9 protein-coding genes are annotated in these 14,624 nt (G+C 65.9%); 4 read left to right on the top strand and 5 right to left on the bottom strand.

Features of this window, described 5'->3' with window-relative positions; translation table 11 throughout:
- Window positions 1–234: 234 nt before the first annotated feature.
- The 4 genes from ACE3TJ_RS11475 (at window position 235) to ACE3TJ_RS11460 (ending at window position 7,478) form a co-directional block, all read left to right on the top strand.
- A complete protein-coding gene (locus tag ACE3TJ_RS11475; RefSeq protein ID WP_374596212.1) occupies window positions 235–3,267 on the top strand; it encodes a TonB-dependent receptor in 3,033 nt (1,010 codons plus the stop codon).
- A 108-nt stretch (window positions 3,268–3,375) separates the two neighbouring features.
- A complete protein-coding gene (locus ACE3TJ_RS11470) occupies window positions 3,376–4,797 on the top strand; it encodes a diguanylate cyclase (protein WP_374596210.1) in 1,422 nt (473 codons plus the stop codon).
- A gap of 109 nt (window positions 4,798–4,906) precedes the next feature.
- Entirely contained in the window at window positions 4,907–6,289 is a 1,383-nt protein-coding gene (locus ACE3TJ_RS11465; protein WP_374596208.1) for a DEAD/DEAH box helicase, read from the top strand.
- Window positions 6,290–6,428: 139 nt separating this feature from the next.
- The gene (locus ACE3TJ_RS11460) at window positions 6,429–7,478 is read left to right on the top strand and encodes a GGDEF domain-containing protein (protein ID WP_374596206.1); all 1,050 of its coding nucleotides are present in this window, start codon (window positions 6,429–6,431) and stop codon (window positions 7,476–7,478) included.
- 18 nt (window positions 7,479–7,496) lie between these two features.
- Here the strand turns inward: ACE3TJ_RS11460 and pip are convergent, their stop codons facing one another.
- The 5 genes from pip to ACE3TJ_RS11435 form a co-directional block, all read right to left on the bottom strand.
- Window positions 7,497–8,450 (bottom strand): prolyl aminopeptidase, encoded by a 954-nt coding sequence (gene pip, locus ACE3TJ_RS11455; RefSeq protein ID WP_374596204.1) that lies wholly within the window; start codon window positions 8,448–8,450, stop codon window positions 7,497–7,499.
- Window positions 8,451–8,512: 62 nt separating this feature from the next.
- A complete protein-coding gene (locus ACE3TJ_RS11450; protein WP_374596202.1) occupies window positions 8,513–10,321 on the bottom strand; it encodes a CocE/NonD family hydrolase in 1,809 nt (602 codons plus the stop codon).
- On the bottom strand, window positions 10,321–11,679 hold the full coding sequence (locus tag ACE3TJ_RS11445) for an APC family permease (protein WP_374596200.1): 1,359 nt from the start codon (window positions 11,677–11,679) through the stop codon (window positions 10,321–10,323). Before ACE3TJ_RS11445 ends, ACE3TJ_RS11450 begins: the two co-directional genes overlap by 1 nt.
- On the bottom strand, window positions 11,676–13,214 hold the full coding sequence (locus tag ACE3TJ_RS11440) for an AMP-binding protein (RefSeq protein ID WP_374596198.1): 1,539 nt from the start codon (window positions 13,212–13,214) through the stop codon (window positions 11,676–11,678). The genes ACE3TJ_RS11445 and ACE3TJ_RS11440 overlap by 4 nt, the downstream gene beginning before the upstream one ends.
- The gene (locus ACE3TJ_RS11435) at window positions 13,214–14,560 is read right to left on the bottom strand and encodes an aspartate aminotransferase family protein (protein WP_374596196.1); all 1,347 of its coding nucleotides are present in this window, start codon (window positions 14,558–14,560) and stop codon (window positions 13,214–13,216) included. Before ACE3TJ_RS11435 ends, ACE3TJ_RS11440 begins: the two co-directional genes overlap by 1 nt.
- Window positions 14,561–14,624 lie beyond the last annotated feature (64 nt).

The following is a 14,624-nucleotide window of genomic DNA, read 5'->3' as shown; positions in this document are numbered from 1 at the left end:
GGCCACAAGCGTTGCAATCCGGCAACGGTTTGCTGTCAGCGATGTCAGTATACCTGTTCAAAACCGGGGGATCGCGCGGCATCGCTGGACAAGCCCTTGAATCCGGGTTTCTATGCCCTTCGAGCGGTATAGGGGAGGCTATCGCTGTGATGGGCTGGGCCTCCTCCCGCCGTCCGACGCGCCACACCAGAACAGGCGCGCGGATGCAACGGTAACCTTGGGAGGGTACTCGTCATGCAGTCTCGTTTCCGCGCCCGTAGTGTCTTCGTTTCCAGCGCCTCAGCACTTGCCGTCCTCGCCGCCTCGCCCGCGTTCGCGCAGGTGACCGAGCAGAACGACTCCGGCATCGAAACCATCATCGTCACCGCCCAGCGCCAGGCTGAATCGCTGCAGGACGTGCCGATCGCCGTCAGCGCCTTCTCCTCGCAGGCGATGGAGCGCCAGCAGATCGAGAATTCGAGCGACCTGCAGCTCACGCTGCCGAACGTGTCGTTCAGCAAAGGCAACTTCACCTCATCCAGCTTCACGATCCGCGGTATCGGCGATCTTTGCGTCGGCGTGACCTGCGATTCCGCGACCGCCATCCACGTGAACGACACGCCGCTGCTGCAGACGCGCCTCTTTGAAACCGAATTCTTCGACATGGAGCGCATCGAGGTGCTGCGCGGCCCGCAAGGCACGCTGTTCGGCCGCAACGCGACCTCGGGCGTCGTCAACATCGTGACCGCCAAGCCTGAACTTGGCAGCTTCGGCGCTGCAGGCGATGCCGAATACGGCAACTTCAACGCCTACAAGCTGAAAGGCATGGTCAATCTGCCGATCGGCGACACGCTCGCGGTCCGTCTCGCCGGCTTCTATCTGAAGCGCGACGGCTATACCGAGAACCTTTACGACGGCAACGACATCGACGACCGCGACATGTACGCGATCCGCGGCTCGCTGCGCTGGGAGCCGACCGATTCCACGACCATCGACCTGATGGGGTATTATTTCCGCGAAAAAGACAACCGCGCCCGTATTCAGAAACAGAAGTGCCAGCGCGATCCGACCGGCATTCTCGGCTGCCTTCCGGGCGACCTGAAATTCGAAACGCTGAACGGCAATGCGACCGTCGCCTCGATCCTGACGTCCCGCGAATTCTTCTCGACGCAGGGACTGCCCACCGCGTTCGCGCTCGGCAGCCTCTACGGCCCCGACGTCTATGCCGGCTTCACCAACCCCGACGACGTGCGGAAGGTGAACACCGACTTCACGCCGACCTACTTCACCGATGAAGAACAATATCAGGCGCGCATCACGCAGGATATTGGCGCCTTCACCGCGCAGGTGACCGGCCTCTACCATGCCAGCCGGGTCGATTCGCGGCAGGACTACAACCTCTCCGTGCAGAACCGGGCCGGCTTTACGCCTGGCCTGACCGCGCTCTACGCCGGGGCAAACGGCCTCATCCCCCTTCCCCCGGGCCTTTCGGGCTATCTCGCCCCGGTCGCGTCGGCCCTTATTCCGAGCGGTCCGGGCGGCGCGCTTTGCACGTCCGATGCTGAACCGACCGGCACCGGCAGCTACGGCGGCCATGTCGTGTGTGCGGCGACGCCGCAGGACTTCGACAGGTCCGTCCAGAAAAGCACGGACTGGTCGATCGAAGGCATTCTCAGCAGCAACTTCGATGGCCCGATCAACTTCCTGATCGGCGGCATCTATGCGGACCTGAAGCTGACCGAGAACAGCTATTACGTGAACGCTTTCGGCCTTGATTACGCCAGCGGCGTCCTTGGCGCCTTCAATTCCTTCTCCAATGGCATACCGGCGCCGAGCTACCTCGCCACGCCTTCGTATCGGAACAATACGGATTATTTCCGCCTGAAATCCTACGGCATCTTCGGCGAGGTCTATTACGAGTTCAGCGACCGCGCCAAGCTGACGCTCGGCCTGCGCTACAACAGCGACAAGAAAAACGTGCGCGCCCGCACCACACTCGCCAACTTCCTGACCCCGCACGGGCTGGACAACGCCTTCGATTCGCCCTTTGCGGCGCGTTTCGATGCCGACCCCGGAACGCCCTGCCCTGCGGGCTCGCCCGTCGGCGCGGCGGGCTCTGTCGCCGGGTGCGAAGCCTTCCAGAACCGCCAGGTTTCGTTCAAGGAGTGGACCGGCCGCGCCGTGTTCGACTTCAAGATCACCGACGACAACCTGCTCTACGCATCTTACTCGCGCGGCTACAAATCGGGCGGCATCAATCCGCCGCTGTCGCCGATCTTCGCGGTTTCGGACAGCTTCGAGCCGGAGTTCATCGACTCGTTCGAAATCGGCTCCAAGAACAGCTTCCTCGACGGCACGCTGCAACTGAACCTCACGGCCTTCTACTACAAGTACAAGGGTCTGCAGCTCAGCCGCATCGTCGCGCGCACATCGGTGAACGATAACGTCGACGCCGACATCTACGGTGTTGAAGGGGACGCGATCCTCAGCCCGACGCAGGGCCTGCTGTTCAACGTGGGCTTCAGCTACCTGCACACCAAGGTATCGAGCGACAAGTACCTCTCGAACCCCCGCGACCCCTCCGGCGGCCGTTCGGACGTGGTGATCATCAAGGATATCACCAACGCTTCGAACTGCGCCGTGGTCCCGACCACCGCCGGAAACGCCGCGGGCGCCAACGCCTTCGTGAACTACGTGAACGCGAACGTCATCAACCCCAGCATCGTCACATCCAGCGGACTTGTGCCGAGGACGGTCTCGCAGCCGAACGACTCGCCGCTCGCCGGAACGACGCCGTTCCCCTCCGACAGCGGCATCGGCGCGACGGGTGCATTCAGCATCTGCAGCGTGCTCACGGCCGCGGCCGCATCGGCCGGATCACTGTTTGGCGGAATCTCGGTCGCACCTTCGGGCGTCGAGGTGAACCTGAAGGGCAACAAGCTGCCGCAGGCGCCGAACTACAAGTTCTCGGTGGGCGCCCAGTACACGGCGGACTTCGACAACGGCATGTCGCTCGTCCCGCGCGTCGACCTCACCTACACGGGTGAAAGCTACGGCAGCATCTTCAACGGGACGGTCAACAAGATCTCGGGCTACGCCCAGATCAACGCCCAGCTGCAGCTCAATGGCGCGAACGACCGCTGGTACATCCGGGGCTTCGTCCAGAACCTTCTCGACAACAGCGCCACCACCGGCCTCTACGTGACGGACGCCTCGTCGGGCCTCTTCACCAACATCTTCACGCTGGAGCCGCGCCGCTACGGCGTGGGTGCCGGCTTCAAGTTCTAGGATAAGGTTCACACAGGGATGCGGGCGGGACTTCGGTTCCGCCCGCATTTTTTGTAAAGGCTTAATTCAGGTTACGCGCTATATCGCGCCTGAAACGGGCGGGGACTCATGCTGAATCAAGGCTTCTACATGATCGAGAAGCGCGTGGTGCGGGCGAAAGGCCCGTTCACCACGGGTCCGCTCGTCATCGGCCTTGCGCATTTCGTCGTCGCGCTCATCAACATCCGCCTGACGAGCTGGTCTGTCGGCATGGCGACGGTGTGGGCCGCGAACGCGCTGGTGCTCGCCGCACTGCTGGTCGTGCCCACGCGGCGCTGGACCCCCTATGTGATTTCGGTCTGGATCGCGGGGTTCGCGGCCAATCTTCTGGGCGGCTACCCCGCCTTCGCCGCCGCGCCCTTCGCCGCGCTCAATATCGCCGAAGCAGCTCTCGCCGCCCTCCTCACCCGGCGCCTGATCGGCGGGCCGCTGCAGCTCGAGCATCCCGACCATCTGCTGAAATTCATTGGCTCCTCGATCGTCGCCGCCGCCTTTTCGGCATCACTCAGCGCACCTTTCATGTCGGCGGCTGTGGACGAGGCGATGGGGCGCAGCTGGCTGTCGTGGTTCGCCTCCGACACGCTCGGGCTCCTGCTTGTGACGCCTATCCTGCTGATCGTCTTCGCGATCTGGTCCGGGAAGCGCTCGTTCCTGCAAGGCCGCAGCGCCGTGGAGGCCGCGGCGTTGTTTGCGCTCATCACGGGGCTCAGCCTTCTCGTCTTCGCGCAGACGCGCTGGCCGATGCTGTTTCTGCTCCTGCCGCCGATGCTGCTGATGACATTTCGCCTGCGTTCGGCGGGCGCCACGGTCGCCATCGTCACCGTCGCGTGCATCGGGTCCTATTTCACGACCATCGGCTCCGGGCCGATCGCACTGATGCCCGGCGACGTTGCAGACCGCATTTATTTCTTCCAGTTCTTTCTCGCGGTCGCCTTCCTGCCCGCGCTTCCGGTCGCTTCGGTGCTCGACGAGCGCGACGCGCTCGCGGCGATCGCGGAGCGGCAGGCCTCGACCGACGAACTGACCGGGACCGCTTCGCGCCGCATGTTCCTTGCCCGGCTCGAAGCCGCGGGCGAGGCCGCCAACGCGAACGGCACTGCCTTTTCGGTCGCGCTGTTCGATGTCGACCACTTCAAGTCCGTAAACGACCGCTTCGGCCACGACGTCGGCGACGCCGTGCTGCGCCATGTCGGCGCGCTTGCGATGGCCATCGTTGGGCGCCATGGGCTCGTCGGGCGGCTCGGCGGCGAAGAGTTTGCCGTGCTGATGCCGGGCCGCAGCCTCGATCAGGCGGCGAGCCTGTGCGAGGCGCTGCGCAAGGCCTGCTCCGACACGGACGACATGCCGGAGGGCGTCGTGCCGGTAACGATCAGCGTCGGCGTGGCGGCGCTGGCGCGCGGCCGAGTGCCCGCAGACGTGCTGAAAGCCGCCGACGCGGCAATGTATCTTGCCAAGTCGAGCGGCCGCGACCGGGTGCAGATCGTCCGCTGAGAATGCCGCCTCTTGTCGCTGCGTCGCGCAGTTTCCTTGACATTTGGCAGGGAAGCGCCAAAAGCGCGGCGCAAGGCACCCTGTTAACGCCTGCACAAGGTCATTGAATTTGAGCTTTCACGCCCTCGGCCTTTCGGACGAGCTTCTCGCGGCTGTTGAAGACAGCGGCTACACTGAGCCTACCCCCATTCAGCGGCAGGCGATTCCGCTTGTTCTGATGGGCCGCGACATCATCGGCGTTGCACAGACAGGGACCGGGAAGACCGCCTCTTTCGTGCTGCCGATGATCGACATCCTTGCCCACGGCCGCGGCCGCGCCCGGATGCCGCGCTCGCTGATTATCGCGCCGACGCGCGAGCTTGCCGACCAGGTCGCACAGAACTTCCTGAAATACGGCAAGAACCACAATCTTTCGATGGCGCTGCTGATCGGCGGCGTCAGCTTCGGCGATCAGGACAAGGCGCTGGAAAAGGGCGTCGACGTGCTGATCGCGACGCCCGGCCGCCTGCTCGACCAGTTCGAGCGCGGCAAGATCCTGCTTTCAGGCGTCGACATCCTCGTCATCGACGAGGCCGACCGGATGCTCGACATGGGCTTCATCCCCGACGTGGAACGCATCTGCTCGCTGCTCGGCCCGAATCGTCAGAGCCTGCTCTTCTCCGCCACCATGGCGCCGCCCATCAAGAAGCTCGCCGACCGCTTCCTGAAAGAGCCGCGCATGATCGAGGTGGCGCGGCAATCGAGCACCAACGCCAACATCGCCCAGTCGCTGCTGATGACCGGCCCGCGCGAGAAGCGCGAAGCGCTGCGCGGCCTGCTCGCAGCTGAAGACGTGACGAGCGCGATCGTCTTCTGCAACCGCAAGCGCGACGTGAAGGACCTTGCCGATTCGCTGAAACGCTACGGTTTCCGCGCCGGGCAGATTCACGGCGACATGGAGCAGCGCGACCGGCTGTCGACACTGGAAGACTTCAAGGCCGACCGCATCTCGATCCTCGTCGCCTCCGACGTCGCGGCCCGGGGCCTCGACATCAAGGGCGTCAGCCACGTCTTCAACTTCGACGTGCCGTTCAACGCCGAGGATTATGTGCACCGCATCGGCCGCACGGGCCGCGCCGGCAAGACCGGTATCGCGGTCACGCTTGTCACTCCCGCTGACGCCGAACTCATCGCCGACATCGAGAAGCTGATCGGCACTCGCGTCGAACGCCGTGGCACCGTGCCGCAGCAGGACGGCGGCGGCGCCAAAAGTGCCGATAAAGGTGCTGACAGGGATGCGGACGCGAGCCGGGACGCCGATAAGGACGCCCGCCCGGCAGGTGGCCGCGCGCGGGGCGGAAAACGTGCGCGGGGCGGCGACCGCAAGCCGGAAGCGCCGCGCGCAGACCCTGCGCCCAAGGCGGCTCCGCGCCCGGCGCGCGAGGAAGAGTTCGATGATGGCGGCTGGAACGGCCCCCTCCCCGACTTCCTTTCCGTATCCGCACGCGGCTGATTTCTTCTTCCTTTTCGGAAATTTTAACCAGAGCCTGCGATAGGTTCCCAGGAATGGGCCGGTCAGTGGTGTTTCCGTGTGCCGAAACGGGCACGGAAAGCTGCAGACAAGGTCTCAGGGGACATTCGGCGGGCTATAAATGACAGATTCGGGCCAGATTTTCGAGGAAATCCGACAGCACATGGAGGCTGGAGGAATCTCGCCCACGCCCGCGAATTACGAATTCTGGTATCGCTACGTCACCGGGTCCGATCCCGAACTGCGTGTTGCCGTGGATGCGGTGATGCAGACCGTCGGCCGGGTTTCGACGCGCGCGATGCACAATATCCGTCGCGAGCTCTACGGCGCCTCGATGCCGTCGGACCTCAGCACGCTCATCGACCAGACGCAGGCGCAGTTGAAGCGCATGGCGCACTTCGTCGAGGAAACCGGCGGCGATGCCAAGGATTACAGCCGCACGCTGCGGGAAAGCTCCGACAGCATCAACGCCGCCGCCGACATCGACACGCAGCGCGCGCTGCTCGCCGAGCTCGTTTCCGCCACCGGCGCGATGATCGACAAGACCGAGCGGCTGGAAGCGCAGCTCGCGATCTCGGGCCAGGAAATCAACATCCTGAAGCAGGATCTGGAAACGGCGCGCACCGAAAGCCGCACCGATCCGCTGACCGGCCTTTCCAATCGCAAGGCGTTCACCTCGTATCTGGAAGCGCAGGCGGGCCGGGCGCTCGCCGACCGCAAGCCGCTGTGCGTCGCGTTCTGCGACATCGACCACTTCAAGCAGTTCAACGACACGTGGGGCCACCGCATGGGCGACGAGGTGCTGCGCCTTGTCGGCCAGAGCCTCGAGCAGCTTTCGCACGGCGTCGGCTATCCCGCGCGCTTCGGCGGCGAGGAGTTCGTGATCGTGCTGCCCGGCAAGACGCTGCAGGCGGCGCACGACATCTGCGAGCAGATCCGCGACTACATCTCGTCGCGCAGCGTCCGCGCCAAGAACAGCAACAAGGAAGTGGGGCGCATCACTTTGTCGCTCGGCATCTCGCAGCTGCGCTGGAACGACACCGTCGACACGCTCGTCGAGCGCGCCGACATGGCGCTCTACCGAGCGAAGGCGACCGGCCGGAACCGCGTGGTGGGCGAGGACGAACTGGAAAGCACCGCCGCGCCCAAGGCGGCCGCGCACGCCGCCTGACCGGCACCGAGCGGCATCTCAGCCGTTTCTGAAACGATCCGTCTCTTCGATCAGCCGGTGGAGGATTCCCGGCTCCGAATAGGCATGGCCGGCGCCCTCCACGAGATGGAACGCCGCATCGGGCCACGCTTTGTGAAGCGCCCACGCATAGCGCGCGGGGCACGGCATGTCGTAGCGGCCGTGCACGATCGCGCCGGGAATGCCGCGAAGCCGCCCGGCGTTGTTCAGCAGCTGGCCGTCTTCGAGCCATGCGCCATGGTGGAAATAGTGATTCTCGATACGCGCGAACGCGAGCGCATAGTGGCCGTCGTGGAACGGTGCCGAGAATGACGGATCGGGGAGCAGCGTGATCGTCTCGCCCTCCCAGATGCTCCACGCCTTCGCCGCGGCGAGCTTTGCCGCCTCGTCGTCTCCGGTGAGCAGGCGACGGTAGGCGCCGATCATGTCGCCGCGCTCCGTCTCCGGCACCGGGGCGACGAAACGCTCCCACTTGTCCGGGAACATCTCCGAGACGCCGAACTGGTAGTACCATGAGAGTTCCTGCCGCGTGCATGTGTAGATGCCGCGCAGGATGAGCGCGCTGACGCGCTCGGGATGGGTTTCCGCATAGGCGAGCCCGAGCGTTGAGCCCCACGAACCGCCGAACACCAGCCACTTTTCGGCGCCTGCGAGCGCGCGCAGCCGCTCGATATCGGCGACGAGGTGCCAGGTCGTGTTCGCCTCCAGCGACGCATAGGGCAGCGACCGGCCGCAGCCGCGCTGATCGAACAGCATCACATCGTAGACATCGGGATCGAACAGGCGCCGATGCGCGGGCGAAATGCCGCCGCCGGGGCCGCCGTGCAGGAACACCGCAGGCTTGCCGCCGGGCTTCCCCGAGCGCTCGTAGTAGATCTGGTGCCCGTCGCCCACGTCGAGCAGTCCCGTCTCATACGGCTCGATCTCGGGATACAATGTCCGCAACACACCCATCGCTCGCTTCCTTTCGTCTGGCGGGAAGCGATGCCGCATCGGCGATGGGAGAGCAAATCCCTTTAGCGCCAGGGACGCAGCGGCACCGAGATCGCGCTTGCGGCAGCGGCACCCAGCGATACGCGGAACCGCTCCGGTCCCTGCTCCGGATAGCGGCGGAACACATCCGCATCGGCACCCGCAATGGCGATGCGCAGGCGGTGGCCCTTGCGGATGAGTGCTGCGGTGGGATTGAGTGCGAACTCGATGCGCATTGTCTCGCCGGGAACGACGGGGAGCGCGTCGGCGCGTCGGAAGCTGTGCGGTGCCGGTCCCTGATCGTAGGGTAGTGTGGCGGGATCGGCGGGCGCGCGGTGGATCGCGCGGAGCTGACCTTCGGTGATGTAGGTCACGCGGCCATCGGGCGCGACGTCCTCCAGATAGACATAGAACACCGGATCATTCGATTGCGCGGCAGCGAAGAGCTCGATCACGGGTGTGCCCGCCAGCTCCATGTCCGCATCGAACGCGGCGCTGTCGAACACGAGCAGCTTCGCATCCGCTTCGCGGCGATCGGGATAGATGGGCGGCGCGCCGAACTGGGTGGACCAGCGCGTGTTCTTGCCCGTGCCCGCGGTGAAATCGACCGTGTAGTCGACGTGTTCTGCCTTTGCCTGACGCTGCGCCTGCAGCGTTCCTTCCGCGAGGTAGAGGCGCGTGTCGGCGACACCAGCGGGCGGCCAGACCTTCGTGTCGCGGAAGGTATCGGCGCCGAGCACGTAGTAATGAATGTTGCGCGCGACGGGTTTGCCGGCACGGACACGGTCCATGAAATCGAACACAGTGGCGAACTGCGCGTCGCGCGTCGGCACCGGGGCGACGCGATCGGGGAAGAACGGATCGGCACTGCGGTCGTGGCCGTGGTTGTTGGCGGTGATCACGATCTCGACGGGTGCATCGGGTGTCGAATGGAAACGCGTGATCGCGGCCAGCGCCGTGGTTGCATCCAGCCACGAGCCCCAGATCATCACCGGCTTGTTTTCGCGGATCAGCCCGGCGAGTTCGGCCGCGGGCGAGAAGTCGAGCATCGAATGGCCGTTGCCGCCCTTGTCGTCGCGGAAGGGCGCGTTCACATAATCCTCGGGCGTCCAGTGCCGGCGGCCATTAATCGCCTGCCGCAGCAGCGTGAAATCGGTGTCGTTGTCGACCGGCTGGATATCCGGGAACAGCCCCGGACAGTCTTCCGCGCGCAGGCGGCAATCGAGCGCATCGTTCCGGGGCGAGCGCCCGAGATCGACCTTCAGCGTATAATTGCCCCACGTGTAGAGCAGGAAATTGTTCTGCACGCCGCCGGGCAGAAAGCCCTGCAGATAGGCATCGAAATCCATCTGGCGCGGCACGGCGGCGATGAGCGCGGGCGCAGGGCGGCTCGCAGCGAAATCGGCGGTGTCGGCCATGTAGGAGATGCCGTAGCCGATCACCTTCCCATCCGACCATTTTCGCGCCGCGAGATGCGCGATGATCTCGTCCATGTCTACGCGCTCGTCCGGCCCCATCTCGACATCGCGCGGACCGAACGAGGCCGTGGAGCCGCGCGTATCGACGACGGCGACAACGTAGCCGCGCGCGAGGAACATCTCGATATCCGTCGGCGAGCCGCCGCGGCGCGCTTCCACGGCGCGGCCGTAGCGCGTCTGGATGAGGATCGTCGTCGCCTTCGCGGCGGGCGGCTTGCCCCCCGGGAAATGCAGGCTGACCGCGAGGCGCACGCCGTCGCGCATCGGCAGATAATAGGACTGGTCGCTCCAGCCCGCAGGGCGCTCCACGGGTGTCTGCGCGGCGCAGGCGCCAAGCAGACACAGGCCAACGAGCGCGGCCATGCCACGTGCCATCACGATATCCTCTCCCTTCGCGCGCGGGCGAACACCCACATCGCCGCGCCGAGAGCCGCCCAGAGCGCGAGCGCGGCGGCCTCAGGCAGTCTTTCGTCCACGTTCGCGAGGATCGTCCACGCCGAATAGGCGGCGACACCCCCGAGCGCCAGCGCCCCCGCCCATGCCGCGAACACGGGAAAGCGGCTGCCGCCCGTGCCGCGCCGAAGCGCGAGACTCGACAGGCACGCGCCGATGAAGGCGACCGCGAATCCCATCGCGCCGATCTGCACCAGCGGCTCGATGAAGGCGCGGCCCATGAGACCGCCGAGGAGCGCGATGACGCCGACGAACACAACCGCGTTCGACGGCGTGCCGTTCTCCGGATGCACGCGCGCAAGCGGCGACGGCAGCGCGCCATCCTGCGCGAGCGCGTAGAGCAGTCGCGAGGCTGCGAACATCGCCGCGTTCCACGCGCTGAGCAGCGCGACGACACCGGCGACGAGCACGATACGGCCTCCCCATGGACCCGCCACCGCCTCCATCGCCGCGACGACCGGAAGCTCTGCACCATCGAGCACGCCGCGCGGCGCCGCAAAGGCGGTCGCGGTGATGACCGAGACGTAGAAGAGCGTGGTGAGCAGGATCACCATCCCGAGCAAACGCGCGAGTGCCCTTGCCGCAGGGCGCTCGCGCGCTTCGCCGAGCGCCTGCGGCAGCGCGTTGAAGCCGCAGAACCAGGCCGGCACCATGACGAGCACGGCGAGCACCCCGTGCCACGGCGTTTCTGTGGGCAGGAACGCGGGCTCAAGATTGGCAGGCGCCCCGCCCCCGAAACCGATCGCGACGAAGCCGAAGCTGAGCAGCACCTTGCCGACCGTGACCGCCACCTGCACCCGCGCCGATTCGCGCGCACCGAAATAGTTGATCGCGGTGAAGAACAGCGCGCCGCCGATGATGACGGCAAGATCGAGCAGGCGCACCGGCACGCCGACCGCCGTGTAAAGCGTCGGCCCGGTGAAATCCGGCGCCAGAACGCCGAGCAGCCACGCCAGCGCCAGCCCTTCGAAGCCGCAGATGCCGACGTAGCCGAGGAGCGCGCTCCAGCCGACGACGAAGCCCCAGCCGCGCCCGAACGCCATGGAGACGTAGCCGTACTCTCCGTTCGCCTCCGGCGCGCGTGTCGCGGCCTCGGCGTAGCAGAGCGCGACAAGCCCCATCACCGCGCCGCCGATGAGGAACGCGAGTGCCGCGCCAAGCGGCCCCGCGCTTGCGATCCAGCCGCCGGTGACGACGATCCAGCCCACGCCGATCGTGGTGCCCATGCCGATCGCCGCCAGTTGCAAGGGCGTGAGCGTGCGGCGAAGGCCTGCGCTCATCCGCGTGTTTCCGCGAACAGGCGTTTCAGCGCGGGCTTGTCGATCTTTTCGGTCGGCGTCTTCGGCAGCGCATTCATGAACAGCACGTGTTCCGGCACCATGTAGCGCGCCATGCGGCCTTCGCAGTAGGCGCGGAGCTCGTCGTCCGTGAGCGCAGCGCCGGGGCGAAGCACGACCGCCACGGCGACATCCTCCTCGGTCGCCGGGCTCGGCACGCCGAACGCCGCCGCCTCGAACACCGCCGGATGCGTTTCGATGCCGCGCTCGATCTCGAGCGCCGACATGTTCTCGCCGCGGCGGCGGATGATGTCCTTCTTCCGCCCCGCGAAATAGAGATTGCCTGCCGCATCCAGTTTCCCGAGATCGCCGGTGTGGTACCAGCCATCACGGATCAGCTCCGCGTTCACTTCAGGCATCCCGAGATAGCCGCTGAACATCAGCGTGGGATCGCGGGGCCGTGTGACGATCTCGCCGACCTCGCCGGTAGGCACCGGCTTCCGCTCGTCGTCCAGCAATTGCAGCTCGAATTCCGGCGCGACCTGACCGCAGCTCCCTTTCGGATACACCTCGCCGGGGTTCTGGAAGACGCAGACACCCCCTTCGGTGCTGCCATAGCCTTCGTAGAGCGGAAAGCCGAAACGGGCTTCGAAGTCCGCGCGGAATTCCGGCATCGGCAACCCCCATGCGAGTCGCACGCGATGCTCGCGGTCGCGCGGATCGGGGGCGCGTTGATGGAGGAAGGTGAGCGTCGAGCCCATGAAATCGAACATGGTGGCATCGAACGCCCGAATATCATCCCAGAAGCGCGAAACGCTGAAGCGTTCGCCGAGCGCCGCCGTCGCGCCCGTGACAAGCGATCCCATCACCGTGCCTATTGTCGCATCCCAGTGATAGAGCGGGAACGGGCAGTAAACGACGTCGCTCTCCCGCAAATCGAAATAACGCGAGGTGAGCCGCGCCTGCCCGACGAGATAGCCGTGGCTGAGCTGCACGGGCTTCGAGACACCCGTGGAGCCCGACGTGAACTGGATCATGGCGATCGCCGTGCGCTCTACGTCGGCGCGGGGCGAGGATGTCGGCGGAATATCTTCGAGCGCCTGGAAACGCACCGTACCGACGTCGTGTGTTGCCGCGCCGGAAACGATCACATCCCGGACAGCGGGAAGCTCGGGAAGAACGCCCGTGATGAGATCGACGTAACGCGGATCGACGAGGATCAGCCGTGCGCCCGTCGCGTTCAGCGCGGCGACGAGCTGCGTGCCGCGGAACTCGGTGTTGATCGGCGCCCACACCGCACCCAGCCGCATGAGCGCGAACCATGTTGCAGCCGCGGCGATGCCGTTCGGCAGGAAGGTCGGCACGATGTCGCCGGGGCGAACGCCTGCGGTGTGGAGCCGCCCCGCCGTGGTTTCGGCAAGCGCGCGAAACGCGGCATAGCTGACGCGGCCGCTATGGAAGCGCAGGAAGTCCTTGTCGCCAAGCGCTGCCGCCTGTGCCTCGAGCAGATCCCACGCCAAAAGATCATTGGTCTTCATCACAGCAGCCCGTCAGCGCGGCAATCGTCGAGCGCCTCAATGAACGCGCCGGTCGCGCGGTCGATCATCGCGTCGTCGTGCGCGGCGGAAAGGAAGTAGACGTGGAAGCTCGGCAGGAGAATGCCGCGATCGAGCACGAGCGCGTAGAACGCCTCCTCGGCGGCGCGGTTCGCCGGATAGGTCTCGCGGAACGAATGGATCGGGCCTTTGCGGAAATGAAAGCACTGGATCGACGCGGCGTGCATCAGCGTCACGTCCATTTCATGCTTTTCGCAGTGCGCGATAACCGCTCCGGCCATGCGAGCAGACTTCGCTGCGAGCGCCGGGTAGAGTGTGTCCTTCCGCGCCTTCAGCGCACGCAGTGTCGCCGCGCCCGCGCCCATCGTGAGCGGGTTGCCGTTGAAGGTTCCGCCCGCGAATACGCCCGCCGTGCCGCCCTTGGCGAACAGCCCCAGAATATCGGCGCGGCCGCAGACCGCGCCGACCGCCGTGCCGCCGCCGATGATCTTGCCGAACGCCGCAAGATCGGGCGTGACGCCGTAATAGACCTGCCCGCCGCCATAGGCGAGGCGGAAGCCCGTCACCACCTCGTCGAACATCAAGAGCACGCCCGCCTCATCGCACACCGCTCTCAGTTCGCGTAAGTAAGCACCGTTGTCGAGATGCGGCACGGTGTTCTGAACGGGCTGGATCACGACCAGCGCCAGCTCGTCCCGGTGCTTGCGGATGAGATCGAACGCAGCCGCGTTTCGATAGGGCAGCGCGAGCATCGTCTGGTCGCGCACCGCGCCGGGAATACCCCCGCCGACCGTCTTGGTGGCCGGCGCCGCCTCGGGCGTCGTCGGGTCTTCCTGCACCAGCGCATAATCGTGCGTGCCGTGATAGCCGCCGCCGAACACGGCGACGCGGTCCTTGCCGGTGAATGCGCGCGCGAGCCGCATCGCGAACATCGTGGCCTCGGTGCCCGAGTTCTGGAAGGCGACCTTCTCCGCGCACGGCACGGCCTCCGCAAGCAGTTCGGCAAGCTCGATCTGGGCCAAGCCCGGCAGGATCGTATGCCAGCCCTTGTCGATCTGACCGTGCATCGCGGCCACGACCTCGGGCGGACGGTGGCCGAGGATGAGCGATCCGAAGCCCATGGCGAGATCGAGATAGGCGTTGCCATCCACGTCGGTCATATACGCCCCATCGCCGCTTTCGATGTAGAGCGGCACCGGCATCGCAAAGGTGGGGACGGCCTCGAGCGCGAGGCGCCGTTCGGCGCGCGGACGCATCGCCGCGGACCCCGGCGTGCGGGCGCGCAGCCTCTCGAGCGCCGCAGCTTTGCGAGGCGTTGCATCAGACATCATGCTCTCCGAAGGTGATGGCGCGCCCGCGGACGATACGGGCGCACCCCTGCACTGAAACCGG

The organism is Sphingosinicella sp. (assembly GCF_041916975.1).
Classification (GTDB): Bacteria; Pseudomonadota; Alphaproteobacteria; order Sphingomonadales; family Sphingomonadaceae; genus Sphingosinicella.
The sequence above is the reverse complement of the archived record's forward strand: the minus strand, read 5'-3'. Positions and strand labels throughout refer to the sequence as shown.